The organism is Neobacillus drentensis (genome assembly GCF_021560175.1).
GTDB lineage: Bacteria > Bacillota > Bacilli > Bacillales > Cytobacillaceae > Neobacillus > Neobacillus drentensis_A.
Genome location: NZ_CP091110.1, coordinates 4,107,573 through 4,129,973 on the forward strand (window position 1 = coordinate 4,107,573; position 22,401 = coordinate 4,129,973).

Sequence of the window (22,401 nt, forward strand, 5' to 3'; positions counted from 1 at the left end):
CGATAGGCAATAAGAATATAGACTTATCTTTTACTGATAGGTTATCGAATAAATATATAATTATTGGTAAGCATAAGCACGATGGAAGTTATAAAGTACACTTCCATGATTTGATCTGGAAAACAAATGAATGAACAAGGAAGTGAGCTTATGCCCAGAAAGAGGCCGGAGTTTACAAAAAGTCCGTACTTTGTTGAAGAACCGGGAAATTGGCATTTAAAACCTGGGGCTCCGAGGGAGATGCAACTAGAACTTGAAACCTATCTTAGCAGCCTCGAGGAATTACACGAAGATGGAACCATAAATGGTAACCAAATTGATATTTATTCTACTCATTAATATATAATAGAACAAAACGGTTACAATACAATAGTAAACCCTTTACATTACTCTATATGGACTAGGAGTGAAAAAAATGAATGTTAATCGAGTAAAGCAAATTTTGTCCTCTTCTGCTGATATTGAAGTTAAATATAACGGTACTTCCGTTTGGATTGATCAGTTAAATGAAGACGGAAGAACAGCCACTGTTCATTTACGAGGACCGCTTGAAGAGCGATCAATTGTAGAGATTCATGAGTTAATGGAAGATTAAACCTATTACCATCTTTTCGCTGAAAAGATGGTTTTTTTATGAATAAAAAAAGAGCAGGACAATTCCTGCTCATTAGACCATGTCTTCATTTTCTTTTTCAATTTCACTAGGCTGGGGCTGTTCATTTTGTACGATGCTCCCAAGGACTTTCCGATTGTATTTACCAGCGTCTTTACCTGCTCCAGGTGCAATATTCGCCATTGGGAGCTGTTCTAATTCTTTACCTCTTGGCATTCTTCCTCACTCCTTTCTCTTAAGATACCCATCGTTTTCAATATCTAGGCATCGAAATAAGGGTTTGTCGAATGCCGTATAGTTATAAATTATTTTGATGGATAAAAATGCTTTCCTTAGCCAAAAGCTCGATGGTCATATCATCCATTGGAGGATTATGCAAGCCTGCGCGTACATCCCGATAATATCGTTGAAGTGGGTTTTGGAGGGATAAACTTTTTGCTCCCACTATTCTCATTGCTAAATCTACAATGGAAATGGCCGCATTCGTGACCGTTAACTTAACAGCCCCTAGTCTGGGAAGCATCCTTTCTCTCTCATTTTCAGTCGCGGAATCCCACTGTTTTGCAATGGAGTATAAAAAAGACTCCGCCTGTATGATTTTTAGTTCCATTTCACCAATTTTTTGCCTTACGTTTGGTAAATCAACAATCGTACCATTGATACTGTTTGGAGAATATTCACTTGCAAATTGAAGCGCATACCTTTGGGCGGCTTTCGCAATTCCAAGATAACAAGCAGGAATATGAAGCAGCCATCCGTTAGCCTTTCTTCCTTTTGCATTTGGTTTTTCAACTAGATATTCTTCAGGAATGATTACCTCTTCAAGGATTAAATCATGACTTCCCGTTCCTCGTAAAGCGATACTATCCCAGGTTTCTTCAATTTTCACTCCCTTGGTTTCTCTTGGGATCAAAAAGTTAGCCATTTCATTGGTTTCCTTTATTGTTGCATTGACAATAAAATAATCCAATACTGGCGCCATGGTAGTAAAGGTTTTTCTGCCTGTAATCACCCAGCCCTGGTCTGTTTTTACTGCGTTGGTTTCTGGTCTTCCTCCCCTCGTTGGACTGCCGGTTTTAGGCTCAGTTTGAGCGCTGTTAATCAATGCCCCATTGTTTACTTTTTCACACAAAAACTTAAATAATGACTCACTCCATGATTGTTTCTCATGTATATTCATAATTATCCCCATATGCCAGCCAATCGAAAGCGCAGTAGCCCCATCACCTTGTGCAATCATTTCCTGCAGGCGAATTAGTTCATATAAGGAAATCTCCTTGCCCCCATATCTTGAGGGAACTGTCAAAGTGGTATAACCTGTATTTTTTAAATCCTCAATATTGTCAAAAGGAAAGGACCCCTCTATGTCCACTTGATGTGCTCTTGTTAAAAACTTCTGTGCGAGAGATTTCATAAGTTCTAATCGACCTTCATAGGTTTCAGTTTGTGGAAAGTTCATTCTATTCACTCCAATCAGTATCTCTAATGATTAAATTTTATCATACCCATAGCAAAAAAGACTCCTGTTTGGTTTAACAGGAATCTAACGAAATCATTAACCAATCATTATTTTACCTTTAGGATAACGGAACGGATCAGGGTTTCTCCGCATTGTCACGGCAATTGCAATTGTTAAAGGCCCCACCCTTCCGGCAAACATGGTCAACATAATCAATATCTTGCCAATATCTGATAATTCCGGTGTTAATCCCATTGAAAGCCCCACAGTCGCAAACGCAGACGTCACCTCAAAAAGAATCGCTAAAAAATCACGACCTTTTTCAGTTATAGTTAAAACAAGTGTCATGAACATTACAAGGAACAGCCCACTGAATGTTACCGTTAAAGCTTTGTATATGGTTTCATATTCAATTCGCTGACGGTAAAAAATAACATCCTCTTTCCCGCGGATTTGCGACCAAACGGCTCCCAATAATGTGGTAAAGGTAGTCGTTTTTATCCCACCTCCGGTTGAACCGGGCGAAGCTCCTATAAACATTAGCAAAATAATTAATAAGAGGCTGGATTGAGTTAAATCCCCAATACTTAACGTATTGGCTCCTGCCGTCCTAGCGGTGACCGATTGAAATAATGAGCCAAGTATTTTCCCTGTGAGGGTTAATGGCTTTAATGTTAGATGATTGGAATACTCTAACAAAAAGATGCCAACAGTTCCAACAATCACTAAGAAAGCACTGGTTATAAGGACAATTTTTGTATGTAAAGAAACTCGCTTAATTGCTCGGTATTCATACAGTTCATTCATGACAATGAATCCAATTCCGCCCAGAATAATTAATAAACAAACCGTTAAAGTGACAGTTGGATCATCCACATAGCCTGTTAAACTATGAAATTCCCCCATTAAATCAAATCCTGCGTTATTGAAATTAGAAATAGAATGAAAAATACCGAAATAAATCGCTTTCTTAAGGGGCATATCGAAAGAGAAACGAATTGCTAATATAAGCGCCCCTGTTAATTCAATCACAGCTGTAAAAACGATAATCCTTTTTGCTAACCGAACAATTCCTTCAATTGAAAGATTATTTAAAGATTCCTGAAGGAGGATTCTTTCTTTTAAGGATATTTTTTTTCCTAATAGAAAGGCAAAAAAAGTTGCAAATGTCATAAATCCAAGTCCTCCCACCTGAATCAGCGACAAAATGACAATTTGACCAAATATCGTAAATGTCGTACCCGTATCTACTACCACTAGACCAGTTACACAGGTTGCTGATGTAGCTGTGAAGAGAGCATTTACTATGGACAGACCATGTCCATTTGTAGTCGCAGCAGGGAGCATTAATAAAATAGCCCCTATTATAATAATAGAAGCAAATCCAAAAACAAGGATTTTAGGAGGATCAAGAAAAAATTTTTTACGAGGCATTTAGTATCCTTCCTAACGGATTATTATTTTATAAAAAATTTTATGCTATTTTTAAAATATGGTAATAGTAAAATACGTATTACAGGAAAAATATACTACCGCACTTAAAAAATGTAAATATATTTTGCTATCAGTGTCGAACCTCACTGTAATCTAATCCATTGTAGTTTATAATACTGAAGAAAATATAAGGAAAAAAGACTTTGAAATGTAATGCTTACGAACAAAATATATCATGAAACGGATATAAGGGGGATGAACATGAAAAAAGGTACCGGACAATTATTTATTCAAACTGGCAGTTTGATTGCAGGGTTTATGGTTTGGGTAATTATTTCTTCGCTTATGCCATTTATAAAGGAAGATATTCATTTAACCTCAACAGAAATTGCTTGGGCCACTGCTGTCCCTGTTATCCTTGGATCCCTGCTAAGGGTGCCAATTGGTTATTGGACAAACAAATATGGGGCCCGCATCTTATTTAGCTTATGCTTTATCGTTCTCCTTATTCCAATTGTCATGATCAGTTATTCTAGTAGTTTATGGATGTTAATTATGGGCGGCTTACTACTTGGAATAGGAGGTGCTGTTTTTTCAGTTGGGGTTACATCGTTACCAAAATATTATGATAAGACAAAACATGGGTTCATTAATGGAATATACGGAGCTGGAAATATTGGAACAGCATTGACCTCCTTTTTGGCTCCTGTACTAGCCAGTCTGTATGGCTGGAGATATACTGTTAAATTTTATCTTATCTTAATACTGCTATTTGCTATATTGAATTTCTTATTAGGCGACAAAAAAGAACGAAGAATTAATCACTCCCTCAATGATCAATTAAAAGAGGTTTATAAAAATCCTAAACTTTGGGTATTGAGCTTATTTTATTTTGTTACATTTGGTTCATTTGTTGCTTTTACGATTTATTTGCCATCTTTTTTAGTTAACCACTTTGAATTAGATAAAGTCGATGCGGGAATAAGAACTGCTGGTTTTATTACGCTTGCTACCATTTTTAGGCCAGTTGGCGGCTGGCTTGGCGATAAAATTAACCCATTCTTAATTCTCATGGCCGTATTCTTTAGCTTAACTTTTGCGGGGTTCTTACTTGCCTTTTCACCATCATTACCGATTTACTCGTTTGGATGTTTGTTAGTAGCCTTTTTTGCAGGGCTAGGTAACGGGGCAATCTTTAAATTAGTTCCTTTGTATTTTTCTAAGCAAGCAGGAATTGTCAATGGATTGGTTTCAGCCATGGGAGGTCTTGGCGGCTTTTTCCCCCCACTTATTTTAACTCTTTTCTTTAATTGGACTGGGCACTATGCGATTGGCTTTATGTCTCTTTCTGAATTTTCATTAGCAAGTCTTGTCATTGTCATTTGGTTATTCTATCAAGGTAAACTAGACCTATCTCGTAAAATTGTGAACCATGCCATTGATGGTATTTGTATAACCGATATGAATGGAATCATCCAGAATGTTAATCCTGCCTTCTCAAGAATTACTGGCTATGATTTAAAAGAGGTAATTGGAAAAACACCAAGTGTTCTGCAATCAGGCGAGCATGACAATCATTTTTATCAAAATATGTGGAAAAATTTACTTACAAATGGATATTGGGAAGGTTTCATCTGGAATAAACGCAAAAATAATGAAATATTTAAAGAATGGCTTACCATCACAGCGATAAGAGATGATGTGGGAGAAATACAGAACTATGTAGGCATGTTTTATGAAGTGAAAGAACTGTCTGATGGTAGCAAAATATATACAAGAAATCCTCAGTTATGAGGGTTTCTTTTTTTCATTGCGTACCTCTAGTTTCTATTTATTACAACTTTTTGTCTAAAAGCATGTGTTCACATTTCCTTCACCATTTTTGTGACGTACGTCACAAAAAAGAAGTTTGTATGTAGTTTATAGTAATTACACAAGTAACACATACAGCCAATTAAAAAATCAATTACCATTTAGGGGGAAAATCACATGGCCCGAATTAATTATTGGAATCCAGAAGATGAAAAGTTCTGGAAAGCCGAAGGAAAAAAACACGCTAACCGAAATTTATGGATCTCCGTACCATCTCTTATGCTTGCCTTTATTGTTTGGCAAATTTGGTCAGTTGTAGCCGTAAGACTGAACGACGTTGGCTTCCATTTTACAGAAGGACAATTATTATCACTTGCTGCAATCCCTGGACTTGTGGGTGCAACACTTCGCTTTGTTTATACTTTTGCAGCAGGATTTTTTGGTGGGAAAAACTGGACTGTTATCTCCACTGCCATTCTTGCAATCCCAGCTATAGGCATCGGGTTTGCTGTACAAAATCCTGAAACACCGTATTCCGTTATGTTACTACTAGCAGCACTTTGTGGTCTAGGTGGAGGAAACTTTTCATCTTCATCTGCCAATATTAGTTTCTTCTTTCCAAAGAAAGAAAAAGGTACCGCACTTGGAATTAACGGCGGCTTAGGTAATATGGGCGTTTCAGTGGTCCAATTTGTTACTCCATTAATCATTACCTCAGGTACTTTTGCTTTCGTTGGCGGCAAGCAAGTTTTAGCTACTGGTCAAACAATGTGGTTACAGAACGCTGCTTTTATCTGGGTAATCCCAATTGCTATCATGACTATTTTGGCTATTTTTAAAATGGATAACGTACCAGGTGCTAAACAATCATTTGCTGATCAATTTGTTATTGTAAAACGAAAGCATACTTGGATTATGACTGTTTTATATGTAGCTACTTTCGGTTCATTTATTGGTTACTCTGCGGCATTCCCGCTTCTTTTAAGATCACAATTCCCTGAGCATCTTTCACTTGCTTTCCTTGGTGCTTTAGTTGCAGCAGCAGCTAGACCTGTAGGCGGCTGGATGGCCGATAAGCTTGGTGGCGCAAAAGTGACTGCGTTTGTATTAGTCATAATGGGTATCGGTGCAGCAGGTGTCATTTATTTCTTAAGTGAAAAGCAATTTAATGGATTCTTGTTCTCTTTCTTAATCCTTTTCCTTGCATCAGGTATTGGTTCTGGCTCAACATTCCAAATGATTCCAAATATTTTTATTCCTAAAGAAGCAGCACCTGTAATTGGGTTCTCAGCAGCGTTCGCAGCATATGGATCTTTCTTTATTCCTAAGCTTTTCGGCTGGTCTATTAATGCAACAGGAACCTACACCACTGCTTTCTATTTCTTTATTGGATTCTATGTAATCTCATTTATTCTAAACTGGTTCTACTATCAAAGAAAAGCTACTGTTGCAAGTCCAGTAGTAAAACAAGCTAGTTAATATACAAAAGCAAAACCGACCGTTTAGCGGCGTAAGGCCTGGAGCGCTTCGACTGAGATAAAGGAAACACGAAGAGCGCTAGCGAATCGATGTTGACTTATCGCAGGGAGAAGAGTGAAGGACTCTAGCCGCTGGGAGGTGGAGGTGGAGCTGGACGTAACTAAATCTGTAAAAAAGGTACCCAATTCTTTAACAAAAAAACTGCCTAACATTTAGGCAGTTTCAGATTGTAGACAAAAGGCATCCGGATGTGCCAATCTGGGTGTCTTTTTGTTGTTTTTTTGCTCGTAAGAGCAAAAGTTAGGCCTATCCTATGCTTATTGCTACGCCATTTCTGGACTTATCCAAGTCCAATTGGCCATCTTTTTTAAATTCATGGCTGCAAAAGTAAGCATCGCTTGCATGGACAATTTTTTTAGGCCTCTTAAGGTTGTCCAACGCATACCATGCTTTTCCTTGGCATCTGCAAAAACACGTTCAATGGTTTCTTTGCGTTTTGCGTAAATGCTTTTATTCTCTTGTGTCGAACGAAGATATTCGGCTTCTTCTATATGGTGTTCCCAGACATGACGCTGAATGAGTTTTTTATGTTCCTTACTCTGCGTGCATTTTGAAAGTAAGGGACATTTTTCACATTCAATCGGATTAGAGAAGTATTGACGGTAGCCTTCCTTCGTCGTAGTTGCATACTTCAATACTTGTCCTTGCGGACAGATATAACAATCGTAGTATTCATCATAAACATATTCATATTTTTTCATGTACCCCTCTTTCGTACGAGGGCGAGTATAAGGTAAAGCAGGTGTCATATCATTTTCAAATATGTATTGGGCAATAGCAGGTGTTTTATATCCAGCATCAGCAGCAACAGCAGAAGGTTTTCCTTGTTTCTCGATTACCTTTTCCAATAGTGGTTCGAAAATGACACTATCATGGACATTCCCAGGAGTTACAATTGCCCCTAATACAAAACCATTTCGATCAGCGGCCGCATGGAATGAGTATGCGAACTGTTTCGTACGCTCGTCTTTTACGTAATAACCACTCTCAGGGTCAGTAGTACTTTTTTTTATTTCCTTAAATTCCTCTTTCTCAAACTTATCTGGTGGAAATGGCTTTTTATCATGTTCTTCACGGTCTTTATTAATCTCTTCTTGTAGTCTTGCTTCGTATGCTTTCGTTTCTTTTCTAACTAATTTCTTCTCGAATTTATGTTTATTTGCACTTGCTTTTACATGGGTTGAATCTATAAATACATGCTCGCTACTAATCAATTTCTTATCAGAGGCTTCCTTCAAAATACGATAGAAGATCTGTTCAAATAAATCTGTATCTTTAAAACGTCGTTCGTAATTTTTACCGAAGGTAGAGAAGTGAGGCACTTTATCATAAAATCCAAAGCCTAAGAACCAACGATAAGCCAAATTTGTTTCGATTTCTTCAATAGTTCTTCGCATAGATCGAATACCGAAGGTGTATTGGATGAATGCCATCTTAATTAATATCACAGGATCAATGCTTGGGCGTCCTCTTTCAGTAGAATACATTTCTTGAACCAGGGGATAGATAAATGAAAAATCAATAGAAGCTTCTAACTTGCGTACTAAATGGTTGGCCGGCACAAGTTGTTCTAAAGCTATCATTTCTAATTGGTCACGATTTATCTGTGTATTCTTACTTAACATCTTATCCACCTCAAAAAAATTATCTATATCCCAATTATACAAAAAAGACTGCCTACAAACCCTTAATTTTTTCGGATTTGTCGACAGTCTGAAACTGCCTAACATTTAGGCAGTTTTTTTTAATCGATTATTTTTATTGTAATGTGTTTATTACCCCATTTTAGCGCTTCATGCTCTGTGGATATAAATACATCGATTCTGTTTCCCTTAATAGCGCCGCCTGTATCTGCAGCAGTCGCCACACCGTAGCCTTCTACATAGACTTTACTTCCAAGTGGTATAACTTTTGGGTCCACGGCGATTACCTTCGCATTAGGGTTGGCTTTTAAATCTACACCTGTTGCGGTTGTTCCTGAACATCCTTCACAAGAAGCTGTATAGGCTGTCGCCTTTACCGTAATTTCTTTTGCATCATTATCTTCACTGCTTGCTGCTTTAGCTGGCTGTGCACTCGGAGCTTGCTGCGAAGGTTGAGCAGCCGAAATCGCTTTAGCTGATTCTGCAACCTGAACTGGGGTTGCAGGCTGGGGTGCCGAAGCTGTTGCCGGAATCGTTGTCTTTTGCGACTCAGTTGATGTTACAATTGATTTTGCAACCGGCTTTTCTAAATTACTTGTTACCGTATTTTCTGTGTTGCTGCCTGGTGCCTCCGCATTTTTAACACTATCCGTCACTTCATCATATATAATGAGCTTTAAGCCTGGATGAATAAGGTCTGTATTCAGTTTATTCCAATCTTTAATTTGATTTACTTGTACTTGATAGGTTAAAGCAATATCTCCTAGTGTATCATCCTGCTGAACTGTATATTGTTTTTCAGTTGCAATCGTTAATACATCTCCTGGATGAATCAGGCTAGTAGAAAGATGATTCCAGTTTTGAATATCTTCTACAGATGTATTATGTACTTGTGATAGATCCCAAAGGGTATCCCCTTCTTTAACCGTGATTTCTTCCGCATGAACATTAGCGCCTACAGTCCCTGAGAGTGCAGCAACTGCTAGGAATGCTTTTATTTTTTTTATCATTTCTATATTCCTCCCATGTTCTTTCGCTTGCTAACTGTTCTCATCATAACATGTTTTTTTCCGAGAAAAAGAACAGGGGGATGTTAATTGGTTTACAAGAATGGCAATTATATTACAATAATATTTCTGAGTAACTGTATATTTTGAAATTTGTATAGTAAAAAAAACAGTGCAGCGTACCGACTGCACTGTTTTTTCGCTGATCCTAAGACAACTTCGTTATAGCAACAGCACAAGCTTTGTATTCTGCAGTGCCTGAAATTGGATCATATTCATTTAAGGTTAAAACATTTGTTGGTGTTTCGCTCCAATGGAAGCTCATAAATACAAGGCCGGGAACAACTTGTTCAGTAACTTTTGTCTTTACCAGAAGATCCCCTCGGCGGGAACGAACCTGTACCACCTCACCATCCGCTATCCCAAGGGAGCTGGCATCATCCGGATGGATATCAACAGTTTCTTCTGTTTGTTTTACTTTAACACCTGATGCATAGTAACGGGTCTGTGAATGGGTATTATATGACTCATAGCGCCTGCCTGTTGTTAACGTAAACGGATATTCCTCATCCGGCAATTCTAATGGTTCTGTATAATCAACAGGAACAAATGGTGATTTTTTAACGTCTGAAGCTTGTTTATGGAACCGTTCATGCAGGATGAAGGTACCTGGATGATTCTCATTTGGACATGGATAATGGATACTATATTCTTCCTCCAAACGTTCATATGAAATCCCACCATACAGCTCCCAAGCAAGTTTTCTAACCTCATTCCAAATTTCCTCGCTATTTTGATAATGCATTGGGTAACCCATTAAAGTAGCAAGGTCACAAAGAATTTCCCAATCTTCCTTAGTATTGGGGTGTGGTTCTACGGCTTTTCGAACCCGCTGGATTCGACGATCTGTATTGGTATATGTTCCATCCACTTCTCCCCAAGAACGCGCCGGTAAAACAACGTCTGCCATTTTGGCTGTTTCTGTTAAGAAAATATCTTGGACAATTAATAAATCAAGTTTTTCAAATAACGTTTTAGTATGATTCATATGAACATCCGCTAAAAGAGGATTTTCACCAATTATATAAAGAGCCTCTAACTCTCCCATCTCTATACGATCAAAGGTACGTGTTTGCGTATCTCCAGGGTGTGGGTTCAGTTCCACCCCCCACTCTTTCTCATATCGGGCACGAAACTCATCATTAGCTAAACTCATCGCTCCGGCAAGCTGATTAGGCAGACAGCCCATATCACCTGCCCCTTGGACATTATTTTGCCCTCTTAACGGCATAATCCCGGTTCCTGGTTTACCGATGTTTCCTGTTAATAAAGCTAAATTCGCAATATCAAATACATTATTTACACCACAATGGTGCTCTGTAATTCCTAATGTATAGGCAATCATTGAACCACTTGAAGTTGCATACTCTCTAGCCGTTGTTACAATATCCTCAGCGGATAGACCGGTAATCATGGCCGCATATTCAGGTGTATAAGGTTCAACCTGATTTTCCAGACGGTCAAAATCTATTGTAAAATTCTTAATAAACTCAGGATTGTAAAGACCTTCTTTTAAAATAACTCGTATGAAAGCATTGATAAGAGCTATATCGGTTCCTACATTAATCTGTAAATGCCGGTGAGCTACTTTAACCATATCAATTTTCCGAGGATCGATGACAATGATTTTTAATCCTGACTTAACAGCCTTTTTCATGCGGTTCGCAATGATGGGATGGGCATCCGACGTATTAGAACCCATCAATAATAGTACTTCTGCCTTATCAAAATCCTCTAAGGTATTGGTTGGGGAACCGCTTCCAAAAATAGTTGCCAGACCGGCAACACTCGGTGCGTGTCACGTTCGGTTACAGCCATCAATGTTATTGCTTTGAATAACCGTCCGCATAAATTTTTGCGTTACATAATTTGATTCATTTGTACTTCGTGCACAAGCAAACATACTGATGGCATTAGGCCCCCATGTAGTTTTAATTTCTGATAATTTATTGGCAATGTATTGATAAGCCTCTTCCCAGGTTGCTTTCATTAATTGTCCTGATACCCGTATTAACGGTGAAGTCAATCGACTTTTTGCATGTACATATTCATAAGCAAATGCCCCTTTTACACAAGTCTGCCCCTTATTAACCGGAGCATCTTTATCTCCACGGATTTTCACTATTTTATTGTCCGCCACTTCTAAGACAAGGCCGCAGCCAGTTCCGCAGTACCCGCAAATTGTCTTAACCAATTTCGTATCTTCCACGTAATCCCCTCCCCAAAGAATCATATAACCTATATATTCATCATAGTCGATTTATATCAATTGTAGCTTCTAAATTGTTAATAATTATTGAAGGAAATTTAAGGAAAATTGCAAAAAAAAAAACGAGAGTTCCCTCTCGTTTAAGCAATTTTGGCAGGTAATAAAATATTAAAGGTTGTTCCTTTATTAGGTCCGCTTTCCACAAACAACCTCTCATTAAATCTTTATTTCCTCTAAGAAGGAAGCAGCCCTTTCCGAAGTGTTATAACAGTGCAATAAGTAATCCAAATAATACTAATCCAAACAAGGTCGCTTTAACTTCATTTGGAATCATCCGTTCTTTTACAATAAAAGAACCATATGACCCCTTTACCTTAACTAATTTGATTGATTGTGGCTTTTCCTCATTAAATGAAACAAACCTTCCTTTCTTACTCACGTGGTATATGGACTTTTCCTACCTCTCCCTTTGACTCTTATAATTTAGTTTTTCTGTTTTTAATTTAGGTATAAAAGACACCTCCACTGTGGATTTTTATGTGCTTGTCCAATGATGCTAATATACTTTGTCCCCAGGATATAAAATTTTATACCATTAAACTATAAAAATATTTTTAATATTAATTAAGTTGATAATAGATTGATATTTAATATGAATTAAGTTAATAAAAAAAGAGTGGCTTTGTGACCACTCATTTTCCAATAATATACTTACTTTTCAATAACCGCTTGATCAATCTCTCTATGTCAAACTCCCCAACATAAGTTACGCTTCCTAAACCTTCAATATAATAAGTTTCCTCTTTAGGTTTAATTGTCCTTGAAATCTCTTTTTCATTATTTTCCTTGTTCATCATATTCCTTCTTTTCTTTTGTTTGATGGTACAAGTTAATTATCGCCTTAGCCATTAATTCTAAGTTAGGTGCATTTCTCCTTGTTAGTTTACATGGTGGCATACGTTTACCGGTTATTTTTGAGTAGACAATTTTCTCTACATTATCTTGCTTATTTTTCTTCATTTTTCTTTTCTTCTTTCTTTTCCTTATAGGGTCCTATTGAAAGTAGATATTTTGCAAGTGTAAGACCAGTCGTTTCCTTGCTGACTGTCTCAGTTATTTTAATTTGTTTTTTCATTCCCCTTTACCCTTCACCTTACCTATTAATTCCATGATTTAAATATTAAAACCTTTAATTCTATTTCAATCCAACATATTCTTTTAAAATTCGTTCCCCTTCTTCGTCAAGGTCGCAATAAACATTGCCCTTGTCATCTTTAATTTTCGGCAGAAGCGGAAGATTTAGTATTGATCCATCAACATAAGATATACTGATATTTAATTTGACAGCATCAAATATTTTCTCTAATGCTGAGAGGTCTTTTACTATCCTTTTTATGCTAAATTCCCCCATTGCACGGCTCTTAATATGGAATTTTATAACAGGAAATTCTGAATCGGTCATATGATTAAAAAACACCTCCAAGTCCGTTAAGAATTATATCCGAATAAAATAACGTTGTCAAAATTTTCAGTTAATAATAATTAAGTTGATAATCATCAATATTTTCACACATTAACGCTTTAAATGGTTGATACAATTTTCAGACAATGGTAATATATTCACATGTTTAAATTCTTCGGAGTTTAGACCTCCTAATTAGGCTTAGCCTAGACCACTAAGCCCCCAATTTTACCTTTGATCATTTGGTCAAGGGTCTTTTTCTTTTCATAGTTTTTACTTTCTAAAAAGCTTTTCAATAACTAAAACAAAAATCAGAATCCCTAATATCCAGAATCCATCCTGAGCTAATTTTGGAGAATTTAAGATGAATCCCAAAGCAGTTATAATAAATCCAATAATAATTATTAATATTCTGGTATGCTTAACGTATTTAAATAACATAAACAATCCAAATGCTATGACAAGCAAAAAAATGATACCGACAATCGATGTAAGTAAAGTTATCAGCCTTACCATCCCCTTAGAAAATAATTACTACTTTCTAAGATATTCAGATGTTGTGTACATAAATTCCTACTGGAAGCCAAAAAAAAGTGACCATAAGAGTCACTCACAGACAATCTTAATCTTGGATAGTAACTAAAATACCATCTTCAAAATAAAGATATTTATAGCCGGGATAAACCCATTGTTCACTAACATTATTAGCAGTTATGGTTCGATTAATATCTGATGGTTTACCCCAACCATTAGTTAAAACTTCCTCCCTAGTCATGCCTATAGTTACATAATGAGGGTCTTCTGTTCTTTGGTTTGCTATTTTATTTTGTGATTCTTGATTAGCTAATTGCCCAAAAGTAGGTCAAGGGAAATTTATAATAGAATGTAGTAAATGTGGTATGAAGAAGAGCATTTAACGCTCATTCTCATTCCCTCTAAATAAGAAATAGCTGACAGTAAACTAAACGTTTTAAAATAGAATAACCCAATTTAGGAAAAGATAAGAAAAATTAGTTGGAGGTTCACTAATGGGTCAAATCCTTTCCTGGATTGTAATGATACTACCATGGTTTTTACTCGTAACACTAAATTCAATTAGGGTAAGAAATTTTTTATCAGTTGCGTTTTTTACTGTCTTATTGAATACAATCTATTTCCAAATGGCTGAAATTTGGAATTGGTGGATTGTAAAAACTAATGTGTTTTTTTTAACTAATGTTTCTTCTTTTACATATGGACTTCTGCCTGTTACTACAATCCTTGTTTTTTATTTGTTCTATCCCAACTTGTGGTTATTTTTTGGTGCTAATATGATTTTAGATGCAATACAAGCATTTATTATTAGCCCTTTTATTTTTGAAAAAGTCGGACTTTATGAGTTAAACACGATGAATAATTTTGGACTTTTTCTAGCGATTATTAGCCATTTGCCGATAATTTATGTTTATCAAAGATGGTACGACTCTGTAAATCGTAAAAAGAGTGACCATTTTTAGTCACTCTTTAACCTTTGTACTATATTCAACATTTTTAATTACTGTTTCATCATCATTAAATTTCACAACAACATATCCTTTATCATCATTGTTTTTAGACTGGAAATAATATTTATGATCATCCATGTAAACAACAACAGTTCTTTGTGCAATAGTACGATATATCATTGATGGAGGAAATTCTTTACCAATGTCTTTTGTTAAAGTGTCTGCAATTTCTTTCATACTGAATAATTGTTTATCAATCATATCATCTACTGTTTGTTCAATTGAACCAACTTTAACAGTTAACTCTTCAGTTTTACCAGGTGCAATATTCTTTTGATACCATTCTTCAGCTTCCTGTTTAGCTACCACATGTTTGTGATGGTCATATGCTAAATACCCACCTACAAATACTGCTGCTACAATTACAATAGCTATAATTTTCTTTTTCACTGTTATATCCCCTTCTATATATGCTGTCTGACTGTTTTTGCGTTCCATATAATGGGTTAGTAGTAGATATGCAGAAAACCATATTACATAAGCTACTATCAGCAGATTTGATAAAAATGAAAAGTTTGTAGCTGCTCATTTAGTTTTGACCAGCAAAGCATTAGGAGTAGCTATTGAAGATTTATTTGAAAATCGAAGAAGAATAACAAGAAGAGCCAACTAAAATAATTAGTGGCTCTTAATTTTTGTTTCCGAGTATAACTGAGTTACATATTAGATAATGGACTATTCATACCACGTTCAATAATTACTTTGTCCTCAGTGGAATTCACATATCTTTGAGTTGTTACAACATCACTGTGACCCAAAAGACGTGAAACTGTGTATAAATCAACATGTCCAAGCATTTGTTGGGCATAGAATCTTCGGAAATTATGGAAGGTCGGCTGCACTGGCAAATCGAGTTCATACAACTTTTCTATAATATGTTTCATTGCCCCTATTTTTAAATACTTACCAGTTTTGGATATATAGTACCATTCACAATTTTTATCGCCTAAAACAGAGTTCCTAACCCTCTGATAACGTATCATTTGCTTTCGTAATGGCAGGCTTATTGCAACAAATCTAACCTTATTTCCTTTACCGATAATTCGAATAGAATCTTCATATATATCATCTACACGTATATTTCTCAGCTCACTACTCCGAATGCCAGTTTCGATGAAGGTCATCATCATTGTCTTATTACGAATACTTAAAAAATCCTTACCGTTAAAGTAATTGATAATTTGCTTTATATCCTCAAAAGAATAAGTTTTGATCATTGGTTTTTGTTCTTTTAGAAAAGGGATTCTATCAAAAGGATTAGTGGAAAGGATTCCTTCGCTTACTGCATACTTATACATGCAACGGATATGTTTTACCTGTGTATTGATTGTAACAGCTTTAATACCGCTTTCCTGACGCTTTACTATATACTGCTTAATGTGAACAGGTCTAACTGATTCAACCTCTGTCAATCCTGTTTCATTGATGAATTTTTGAATATTTAACTTGGTGTGTTTAATCGTTAAATCCGAGTACCCTTTAATTTGGCACTCCATTAAATATTCATCTAATAAATCTGTAAGTAACAACACAAACAACTCCCTAGGTATTGTTACCTTTACAACAAATAATCTTAGAGAAACCTTGATATACCAACGTTTTAAGCAATTTTGGCAGGTAATAAAATATTAAAGGTTGTTCCTTTATTAGGTTCGCTTTCCACAAACACTTTTCCATTATGACTTTCAATAATTTTAAAACTTACCATTAATCCTAGGCCGTTTCCATTTTTCTTCGTCGTAAAAAACGGTTCGCCTAATTTCTTTAATTTTTCTTTCGAAATTCCTACCCCCGAATCCTGTATCGAGATTTGCACATTGTTATCATGAATGACCGTTTTAACTTGCAAATCTCCACCATTTGGCATAGCCTCGATTCCGTTTTTTATAAAGTTTAGAAATACCTGTTTTAACCGGTTTTCGTCACATTCTATTTGGATAATCTCTTGATTGCAGTCAAATGACAAGCGGACATTTTTCTTTCTAGCTTCAAACTCGAGCAAAGAAACCACATTTCGAATAACAGGGACAACATTCTTTTCCTCTAATTCAACCGCTTTTGGTTTCGCTAATACCATAAAGTCTTCGACAATGGTATTTACTCTTTCGATCTCATCTAAAATAATATTCAAAAATTCCATCCGTTCTGGATCTTTTTCGTCTAACTGCAAAAATTCTGCATAACCTTTCATCGACGTTAGTGGATTACGGATTTCATGCGCAACTCCCGCAGCTAGTTGGCCAACAGCGGCAAGCTTATCCTGACGATGCAGGACCTCTTCCGTCTTCTTTCGTTCGGTTATGTCGTTACGGATGGCTAGATATTGATAAGGTTTCCCCTGTTCATTTAAAAAAGGAACAATCGTCGTGTCCACCCAATAATAAGAACCATCCTTTGCTTTATTTCTTAATTCGCCCTTCCATACTTGACCAGCCCCAATTGTTTTCCATAAGTTCTTGAAAAACTCTTTTGTGTGATAGCCAGAATTTAGAATTCGATGGTCCTCCCCTAGTATCTCTTCCCGGCTATACTTAGAGATTTCACAGAATTTATCATTTACACTGGTGATTTTTCCTTTAGCATCTGTGAAAGCCACAATGGAAGATTGATCTAAGGCAAATTTGATGTCCTCATTTTCTTTCATCATTTCTTTGAGATGCTCTTCTGCCTTTTTTCGCATAGAAATATCAGAACGAATCGCAATATATTGAACAGGTTTACCTTTTTTATTTAGAAATGGAACGATGGTTGTACCAACCCAGTAAAAGGACCCATCTTTCGCTTTGTTTCGAATTTCCCCCCGCCAAATCTTCCCTGACTGAATAGTTTGCCATAAATCCCCAAAAAATTCTTTTGAATGATAACCTGAATTAAGGATTCGATGGTTTTTGCCAATTATTTCTTCTTTTTTATATTTAGAGATTTCTTCGAATTTATCATTTACATATGTGATAATCCCTTTTGGATCGGTAATCGCAACAATCGTCGATGCGTCTAAGGCATCCTTGATATCCTTTAAGTTTGTATCAGTTGTAGCCAGTTGCTTGCTTATCAGCATACTAGAGATGATCAAACCGCCAATAATTAACACTGAAACAAACAAAACCAAATAAATAAAGAAGGGGCTGTCTGTTTGACTATCTGATATAATCCCACTTGTTGTAACGGCAGCTCTCTTTAATAAAAAGTGCCCTTCAGCAATGGCTATTGTAATGATCAGCGCACTTATTGGTTTTAACCACACTTGATTCCCGTGGGAATAGCTCGAAGAAAAAAGAATCCATAATGAAAATAAAAAGGAACCAAAAATTAATAATCCAGAAAAAATCATTAGTCCAATATTGTAGTCTATATTTACATTCATGGCATATAGACCAATAACTTGAATGGCCATTACAGCTAGGGTTAAAAATAAACTGCCAATTAACAAGTGGTATATATTAATGGTTTTACCAAAAAACCAAAGAAAAGCCATCCCAGTAAATGCTATCCCAATAAATATAGAAAGAATAGTTAGCGGAATATGATAGCTGGCAAAGCGGTTTGTGTCTGCCGAAATCAATGCCATAAAGTTCATTACCCATATTCCAATCCCCATGGATAATGTACCGCCAAGAAATAATAATCGTTTATTATGATTTGAAGACCTTATTAAGGTAAACATATCTAGTGCGGTATAAGATGCCATAATCGTTAAACCAATGGCGATAATTATAAAATATGGATGAAATATCCCCAACATTTCCCCCATTAACTTGGATCCCCCCAATGTCTATAAGGTATTTATACTATGATTGTAATGTAAATTATATTGCAATGGAAGTAAGACTTTGAAATATGCATTAACCTTATTCATTATAGTGAAACTAATACAATGCATAAATAGCTTTTTGAAATAAAATCTTATTTTTTTCAAAGATAAACTTTTTTAAAAAAAAGTCTACACAAAACAAAGTTTTTTGTTTATACTGTACTATAACAAACGAAAAATAAATAAACTGTATTAATAAAGGAGATGGTATCAATGTTAATAAGTCCAGTTGAATTTTTCCGAAGCCTGCAAAAAAAGGAATGCCCAGAGTGTGGTCAACACATAGAGGAACAAGCTGAAAGCTACTTAATGGAATGTGATCGTTGTTTAGCAAAAAGAGAAGAGTAGTCCTATTAATCACTACACCACGGTATAAAAATTAATAAAAGGTAATTTTCTTATCTTTACTGTACTACAACAAAAGAAGCGATAGTAAACTGTATTATTAGAGGAGGAATTATAAATGTTAATAAGTCCAGTTGAATTTTTCCGAAGCCTGCCAAAAAAGGAATGCCCAGAGTGTGGTCAACACATGGAGGAACAAGCTGAAAGCTACTTAATGGAATGCGATCACTGTTTATCAAAAAGAGAAGAATAAATGAACAAAAGCGTAAGCGCCTTGGTCAGCCCCGACAAGCATAAGACGAGCCGGCCGAAAGGTTGCATTTTAACCTTATGACCTCGAGGGGCTAGGCGCTGGAGCTGGACGATTATAAACCTGTAGAAAGTAATCCCAAAGTAAAAAACAATAATTTCTATACCACAAGAGAACTCTCCTCGCCTGATGGAGAGTTTTTTTATAGAAATTTATACCTTAAAGGAAAGAATAAGGAAGGCATAAACTGATTTTTTAAGTAAAACCTTAGTATAAGGAGATGATTCTTATGGCAATGGCAAAGAAGAAGGATTTCTTAACAGCTGCAGATGAACGACCACAAATGACCCTCGAAAACGGCTCGGTATTCCCCAATAAGAAAAATATACCGGGGGATTCAGTCAACGGGCACAAGGAACTGGAAGAAGCTAATATGATTATTACCGGGGACGAGATTCGCCAACAAAACGAAAATTTGTAAAGGAAGGTTAATTCTTTATGAGTATTATTGATTTAGACAATGCCCAGCCTGGTGACGAAGTTTATGTTATTTATCGGAACCCGCATGTCCCCTCTGTTGCAAATGTACAAGCAGCAGAGATCGTTCAACATCCTAAAGATCCAAATGCTCTTGCACTTTTTTTAAATGAAACCTTTCATGTTATTGAAGATGACGATGCCTTGTTCACTTCTTCAGAATCGGCACAAAGAGCATATGATGAACATTTCTTTGATTTTGGTGAAGAATAAAAGACTGTCCGCTAACGTGACAGTCTTTTAATTAATAAAGTCATTATTTAGATTTTTGGGAGCTCCCTAATTTCCTGTAACATTTGGGTGCCACACATTGGACATAGCAAGTCATCCGCAACAAAATCCTTTCTCATCCAGCCTATGCAAGCATCATCTGAACAAGAGTAAACTTCAGTGTCCACAAGGATGGTTTCAATCTCTTCTTCCTTAGCCCTTTTACCGTAAAAAATGGGAACCGCCTCCTTTTTTTACTAGTATGTACAAAAAAATGGTTTTTCATTTCCTTAAAAAATACTTCTCACTTAGGAGTGTCAGTTGCTATGTCTACTACACAGAAACGTTATACGAATGTTGGGACAGATATTGAGGAAGTAAGACGGTTAAATAGTCAATCCGGCTTAAGTTATAATGAAGTTAAACTGCTTCTCGCCCAACAATATTTAAAACAAAAAAAGTAGGCTGTTATACAGTCCCAGCTAGAAAAACAGGATGTCTCTAAAGGCTGTATAGCCTGATATGGAAGACATCCTGCTATCTTTTATTCAAAATAATCAATGGTTATATTTTCTTGATGGCTTTTAGATAGGAGCTTACTTCTTTTCCGGCTTTCCTTAGATTGAAATATAATATCATAATCATAATCCTCAGGATATAGCTCAGAAGCTGCAATATACAAAGTTAACCGCTTATGGTTTACAGATATTTTTTCTCCTTTTACTTGAACTTGGTAATTTCCTTGCTGGTCAGGTCCCTTATACACGATTCCAAACTCATCTAAAGGCGAAATCTTCACGTTATCACCTTGTTGATAAAGAGGGATATTCTTTTTTGCTACAGTTTGTTTTTGCTTATATTTATTTGTCATCACCTGTTTTTCTAATTCTTTTAACTTCCAACGATCTATTTTTGGGCTTCGGTATTCTTTTTCTTCCTTATAAGTAAGATAATGAGCTCGTTCAACAATAGCTGGGTGCATCCCGAGTCTTAGGGCAATCGCAAATGCCTGGCTCTCCCCTCCCCTGCCAATGATTAAACGGTAGGTTGGAGAAAACGTTGTTAAATCAAACTCCATCGATCCATTTAAAAAACCGGGATGTTCTTCTGCAAACTCCTTAATTTCACTATAATGAGTCGTTGCAAATAGAGTTGCTCCTTTTTGAAAAAGAGTTTCTAAGATGGCAGTAGCAAGCCCCATCCCTTCTCCGGGATCAGTTCCAGAGCCAAGTTCATCTAATAAGGCTAATGTTCGATCATTTGTTTCTTCTAAGATTTCGATTATATTGACTATTCTTGAACTAAATGTACTCAGATTTTCGGAGATACTTTGTCCGTCACCGATGTCTACCAAAATCCGATCAAAAATTCTAAGATTACTTTCCTCCGCTGCTGGAATATGCAGCCCGCATTGCACCATTAAAGTTAACAAGCCTACCGTCTTTATCGTAACCGTTTTTCCTCCAGTATTTGGACCAGTGATAACAAGTGCTTTCTCTTCCCTTCTCATTGTGAAGGTTAATGGAACAGCCTTATCTCCGAGGAGAGGGTGCCTCGCATGAATTAAGTTCAATTCCTCAAATTGGTTAATTTTTACCTTTGATCCATTAATCATTCGGCAATATTTTGCTTTTGCAAATAAGAAATCATACTGAATCATGGTTTCAGCAGCAAGACGGATTTGCTGCTCTTTTTGCTCGACCATTCCTGTTAGATAGGTTAACACCTTTTGAACCTCAATTTCTTCATCTGTAAGGAGCCAGGTTAATTGATCTTGAAAGATGGCAATTTCCTCAGGCTCGATAAAAAGTGTGGACCCTGACGCAGACGTATCAAGGACAGTCCCTTTGATTTTGTTCCGATATTCTTTTTTAACGGGAATCACATAGCGTCCATTTCGCTGACTAATGACATTCTCCTGCAAATACGGTTTGTATTTAGTAGATCGCAGCATTTGCATCGTCTTTTCCTTCAAGCGTTCCTCTTGTATGGTAAGTTGTTTTCTTACTTTTAATAATTCCTTGCTTGCGTAATCATCTACCCTGCCCCCTCGGACACAACGAATAATTTCTGCTTCGAGTTCTGGCAATTCATCAATTACTTCTACATATGCTGATACCCTCGGTGCATAAAAAGTCTTACTCCTCATGTACCTTCGCATCTTTCCACAGCAATCCAAAAAATCATACAGCTTTGTTAACTGATCCACTTTAAGTACTGCCCCTTTATTCATGTTCGCAAGGATGGTGCTGATCCCATCAAGACCATGAATGGGTACACTTGCACTTATTTTTAAAATCTCGACTGCTTCTGATACTTCTTCAAGCCATGCCTCTATTTGCTTTACATTTGTTGATGGGACAAGATTCTGTACCTTTTCTCTACCTTCTTTCGTTAAGGCAAAGGCAGCGATATCATCCTTAATATGATTGAATTCAAGCATATTAAACGTATGTTGATTCATTA

25 protein-coding genes are annotated in these 22,401 nt (G+C 36.4%); 10 read left to right on the forward strand and 15 right to left on the reverse strand.

The annotated features are described in order from the left end of the window. The first annotated feature begins 150 nt into the window (after positions 1 to 150). Both L1999_RS19220 and L1999_RS19225 read left to right on the forward strand, forming a co-directional pair. Entirely contained in the window at positions 151 to 339 is a 189-nt protein-coding gene (locus tag L1999_RS19220; protein ID WP_235740022.1) for a hypothetical protein, read from the forward strand. Positions 340 to 415: 76 nt separating this feature from the next. Continuing rightward, positions 416 to 595, forward strand: coding sequence for an H-type small acid-soluble spore protein (locus tag L1999_RS19225; protein ID WP_098529276.1), 180 nt, complete (start codon positions 416 to 418; stop codon positions 593 to 595). Positions 596 to 667: 72 nt separating this feature from the next. Here L1999_RS19225 and L1999_RS19230 read toward each other — a convergent pair whose 3' ends face one another. The 3 genes from L1999_RS19230 to L1999_RS19240 all read right to left on the reverse strand — a co-directional run bounded on the left by L1999_RS19230 (position 668) and on the right by L1999_RS19240 (position 3,506). Continuing rightward, on the reverse strand, positions 668 to 829 hold the full coding sequence (locus tag L1999_RS19230; RefSeq protein WP_235740023.1) for a hypothetical protein: 162 nt from the start codon (positions 827 to 829) through the stop codon (positions 668 to 670). Between the two features lie 82 nt (positions 830 to 911). Continuing rightward, entirely contained in the window at positions 912 to 2,072 is a 1,161-nt protein-coding gene (locus tag L1999_RS19235; RefSeq protein ID WP_235740024.1) for an acyl-CoA dehydrogenase family protein, read from the reverse strand. Between the two features lie 96 nt (positions 2,073 to 2,168). After that, positions 2,169 to 3,506, reverse strand: a complete 1,338-nt coding sequence (locus L1999_RS19240; protein ID WP_235740025.1) for a TrkH family potassium uptake protein — start codon at positions 3,504 to 3,506, stop codon at positions 2,169 to 2,171. Between the two features lie 261 nt (positions 3,507 to 3,767). Between L1999_RS19240 and L1999_RS19245 the strand changes: the two genes are divergently transcribed. Both L1999_RS19245 and L1999_RS19250 read left to right on the forward strand, forming a co-directional pair. Beyond that, positions 3,768 to 5,300, forward strand: a complete 1,533-nt coding sequence (locus L1999_RS19245) for a nitrate/nitrite transporter (RefSeq protein ID WP_235740026.1) — start codon at positions 3,768 to 3,770, stop codon at positions 5,298 to 5,300. Positions 5,301 to 5,495: 195 nt separating this feature from the next. Next, a complete protein-coding gene (locus L1999_RS19250) occupies positions 5,496 to 6,797 on the forward strand; it encodes an MFS transporter (RefSeq protein WP_235740027.1) in 1,302 nt (433 codons plus the stop codon). A gap of 323 nt (positions 6,798 to 7,120) precedes the next feature. Here the strand turns inward: L1999_RS19250 and L1999_RS19255 are convergent, their stop codons facing one another. The 7 genes from L1999_RS19255 to L1999_RS19280 all read right to left on the reverse strand — a co-directional run bounded on the left by L1999_RS19255 (position 7,121) and on the right by L1999_RS19280 (position 13,238). Then, positions 7,121 to 8,482 carry an IS1182 family transposase gene (locus L1999_RS19255; protein ID WP_235739642.1) on the reverse strand — a complete coding sequence of 454 codons (1,362 nt, stop codon included), beginning with the start codon at positions 8,480 to 8,482 and terminating at the stop codon, positions 7,121 to 7,123. A gap of 119 nt (positions 8,483 to 8,601) precedes the next feature. Continuing rightward, complete coding sequence (locus L1999_RS19260) at positions 8,602 to 9,510, reverse strand: LysM peptidoglycan-binding domain-containing protein (RefSeq protein WP_235740028.1); 909 nt, start codon at positions 9,508 to 9,510, stop codon at positions 8,602 to 8,604. A gap of 205 nt (positions 9,511 to 9,715) precedes the next feature. Continuing rightward, entirely contained in the window at positions 9,716 to 11,800 is a 2,085-nt protein-coding gene (fdhF, locus tag L1999_RS19265) for a formate dehydrogenase subunit alpha (protein ID WP_235740029.1), read from the reverse strand. A gap of 238 nt (positions 11,801 to 12,038) precedes the next feature. Then, positions 12,039 to 12,215, reverse strand: a complete 177-nt coding sequence (locus L1999_RS19270) for a hypothetical protein (RefSeq protein WP_235740030.1) — start codon at positions 12,213 to 12,215, stop codon at positions 12,039 to 12,041. A gap of 398 nt (positions 12,216 to 12,613) precedes the next feature. After that, the gene (locus tag L1999_RS19275; RefSeq protein WP_235740031.1) at positions 12,614 to 12,796 is read right to left on the reverse strand and encodes a hypothetical protein; all 183 of its coding nucleotides are present in this window, start codon (positions 12,794 to 12,796) and stop codon (positions 12,614 to 12,616) included. Next, entirely contained in the window at positions 12,783 to 12,911 is a 129-nt protein-coding gene (locus L1999_RS29670) for a hypothetical protein (protein WP_275677090.1), read from the reverse strand. The genes L1999_RS19275 and L1999_RS29670 overlap by 14 nt, the downstream gene beginning before the upstream one ends. Positions 12,912 to 12,971: 60 nt before the next feature. Further along, on the reverse strand, positions 12,972 to 13,238 hold the full coding sequence (locus L1999_RS19280; protein WP_235740032.1) for a hypothetical protein: 267 nt from the start codon (positions 13,236 to 13,238) through the stop codon (positions 12,972 to 12,974). Positions 13,239 to 14,266: 1,028 nt separating this feature from the next. On the opposite strand from L1999_RS19280, the gene L1999_RS19285 reads away from it, so the two are divergent. Beyond that, positions 14,267 to 14,734 carry a hypothetical protein gene (locus L1999_RS19285; RefSeq protein ID WP_235740033.1) on the forward strand — a complete coding sequence of 156 codons (468 nt, stop codon included), beginning with the start codon at positions 14,267 to 14,269 and terminating at the stop codon, positions 14,732 to 14,734. On the opposite strand, the gene L1999_RS19290 is transcribed toward L1999_RS19285, so the two are convergent. From L1999_RS19290 to L1999_RS19300, 3 genes are all read right to left on the reverse strand, one after another. Next, positions 14,735 to 15,172, reverse strand: coding sequence for a hypothetical protein (locus tag L1999_RS19290; protein ID WP_235740034.1), 438 nt, complete (start codon positions 15,170 to 15,172; stop codon positions 14,735 to 14,737). It lies immediately after the preceding gene. 266 nt (positions 15,173 to 15,438) lie between these two features. Next, on the reverse strand, positions 15,439 to 16,311 hold the full coding sequence (locus L1999_RS19295) for a tyrosine-type recombinase/integrase (protein ID WP_235740035.1): 873 nt from the start codon (positions 16,309 to 16,311) through the stop codon (positions 15,439 to 15,441). A gap of 71 nt (positions 16,312 to 16,382) precedes the next feature. Beyond that, positions 16,383 to 18,533 (reverse strand): PAS domain S-box protein, encoded by a 2,151-nt coding sequence (locus L1999_RS19300; RefSeq protein ID WP_235740036.1) that lies wholly within the window; start codon positions 18,531 to 18,533, stop codon positions 16,383 to 16,385. 273 nt (positions 18,534 to 18,806) lie between these two features. Between L1999_RS19300 and yhfH (L1999_RS19305) the strand changes: the two genes are divergently transcribed. From yhfH (L1999_RS19305) to L1999_RS19320, 4 genes are all read left to right on the forward strand, one after another. Next, entirely contained in the window at positions 18,807 to 18,941 is a 135-nt protein-coding gene (gene yhfH, locus L1999_RS19305) for a protein YhfH (RefSeq protein ID WP_235740037.1), read from the forward strand. Between the two features lie 115 nt (positions 18,942 to 19,056). Further along, positions 19,057 to 19,191 carry a protein YhfH gene (gene yhfH / locus L1999_RS19310; RefSeq protein ID WP_235740038.1) on the forward strand — a complete coding sequence of 45 codons (135 nt, stop codon included), beginning with the start codon at positions 19,057 to 19,059 and terminating at the stop codon, positions 19,189 to 19,191. Positions 19,192 to 19,477: 286 nt separating this feature from the next. Beyond that, a complete protein-coding gene (locus tag L1999_RS19315; protein ID WP_430539977.1) occupies positions 19,478 to 19,669 on the forward strand; it encodes a hypothetical protein in 192 nt (63 codons plus the stop codon). Between the two features lie 17 nt (positions 19,670 to 19,686). After that, a complete protein-coding gene (locus L1999_RS19320; RefSeq protein WP_215042810.1) occupies positions 19,687 to 19,938 on the forward strand; it encodes a transcriptional regulator SplA domain-containing protein in 252 nt (83 codons plus the stop codon). A 47-nt stretch (positions 19,939 to 19,985) separates the two neighbouring features. On the opposite strand, the gene L1999_RS19325 is transcribed toward L1999_RS19320, so the two are convergent. Further along, complete coding sequence (locus tag L1999_RS19325) at positions 19,986 to 20,171, reverse strand: cold-inducible protein YdjO-related protein (protein ID WP_215044327.1); 186 nt, start codon at positions 20,169 to 20,171, stop codon at positions 19,986 to 19,988. 90 nt (positions 20,172 to 20,261) lie between these two features. Here L1999_RS19325 and L1999_RS19330 point away from each other — a divergent pair, with 90 nt between their 5' ends. After that, on the forward strand, positions 20,262 to 20,399 hold the full coding sequence (locus L1999_RS19330) for a hypothetical protein (protein ID WP_235740040.1): 138 nt from the start codon (positions 20,262 to 20,264) through the stop codon (positions 20,397 to 20,399). A gap of 80 nt (positions 20,400 to 20,479) precedes the next feature. On the opposite strand, the gene L1999_RS19335 is transcribed toward L1999_RS19330, so the two are convergent. Continuing rightward, positions 20,480 to 22,399 (reverse strand): endonuclease MutS2, encoded by a 1,920-nt coding sequence (locus L1999_RS19335; protein ID WP_235740041.1) that lies wholly within the window; start codon positions 22,397 to 22,399, stop codon positions 20,480 to 20,482. Between the last annotated feature and the right edge of the window lie 2 nt (positions 22,400 to 22,401).

Coding starts and splice junctions, on each gene's coding strand:
- L1999_RS19245 (WP_235740026.1), top strand. CDS start 3,768: ATGAAAAAAGGTACCGGACAATTATTTATTCAAACTGGCAGTTTGATT.
- L1999_RS19260 (WP_235740028.1), bottom strand. CDS start 9,510: ATGATAAAAAAAATAAAAGCATTCCTAGCAGTTGCTGCACTCTCAGGG.
- L1999_RS19220 (WP_235740022.1), top strand. CDS start 151: ATGCCCAGAAAGAGGCCGGAGTTTACAAAAAGTCCGTACTTTGTTGAA.
- L1999_RS19335 (WP_235740041.1), bottom strand. CDS start 22,399: ATGAATCAACATACGTTTAATATGCTTGAATTCAATCATATTAAGGAT.
- L1999_RS19225 (WP_098529276.1), top strand. CDS start 416: ATGAATGTTAATCGAGTAAAGCAAATTTTGTCCTCTTCTGCTGATATT.
- L1999_RS19240 (WP_235740025.1), bottom strand. CDS start 3,506: ATGCCTCGTAAAAAATTTTTTCTTGATCCTCCTAAAATCCTTGTTTTT.
- yhfH (WP_235740038.1), top strand. CDS start 19,057: ATGTTAATAAGTCCAGTTGAATTTTTCCGAAGCCTGCCAAAAAAGGAA.
- L1999_RS19315 (WP_430539977.1), top strand. CDS start 19,478: ATGGCAATGGCAAAGAAGAAGGATTTCTTAACAGCTGCAGATGAACGA.
- L1999_RS19330 (WP_235740040.1), top strand. CDS start 20,262: ATGTCTACTACACAGAAACGTTATACGAATGTTGGGACAGATATTGAG.
- L1999_RS19235 (WP_235740024.1), bottom strand. CDS start 2,072: ATGAACTTTCCACAAACTGAAACCTATGAAGGTCGATTAGAACTTATG.
- L1999_RS19285 (WP_235740033.1), top strand. CDS start 14,267: ATGGGTCAAATCCTTTCCTGGATTGTAATGATACTACCATGGTTTTTA.
- L1999_RS19300 (WP_235740036.1), bottom strand. CDS start 18,533: ATGGGGGAAATGTTGGGGATATTTCATCCATATTTTATAATTATCGCC.
- L1999_RS19250 (WP_235740027.1), top strand. CDS start 5,496: ATGGCCCGAATTAATTATTGGAATCCAGAAGATGAAAAGTTCTGGAAA.
- L1999_RS19280 (WP_235740032.1), bottom strand. CDS start 13,238: ATGACCGATTCAGAATTTCCTGTTATAAAATTCCATATTAAGAGCCGT.
- L1999_RS29670 (WP_275677090.1), bottom strand. CDS start 12,911: ATGAAAAAACAAATTAAAATAACTGAGACAGTCAGCAAGGAAACGACT.
- L1999_RS19230 (WP_235740023.1), bottom strand. CDS start 829: ATGCCAAGAGGTAAAGAATTAGAACAGCTCCCAATGGCGAATATTGCA.
- yhfH (WP_235740037.1), top strand. CDS start 18,807: ATGTTAATAAGTCCAGTTGAATTTTTCCGAAGCCTGCAAAAAAAGGAA.
- L1999_RS19255 (WP_235739642.1), bottom strand. CDS start 8,482: ATGTTAAGTAAGAATACACAGATAAATCGTGACCAATTAGAAATGATA.
- L1999_RS19275 (WP_235740031.1), bottom strand. CDS start 12,796: ATGAAGAAAAATAAGCAAGATAATGTAGAGAAAATTGTCTACTCAAAA.
- L1999_RS19320 (WP_215042810.1), top strand. CDS start 19,687: ATGAGTATTATTGATTTAGACAATGCCCAGCCTGGTGACGAAGTTTAT.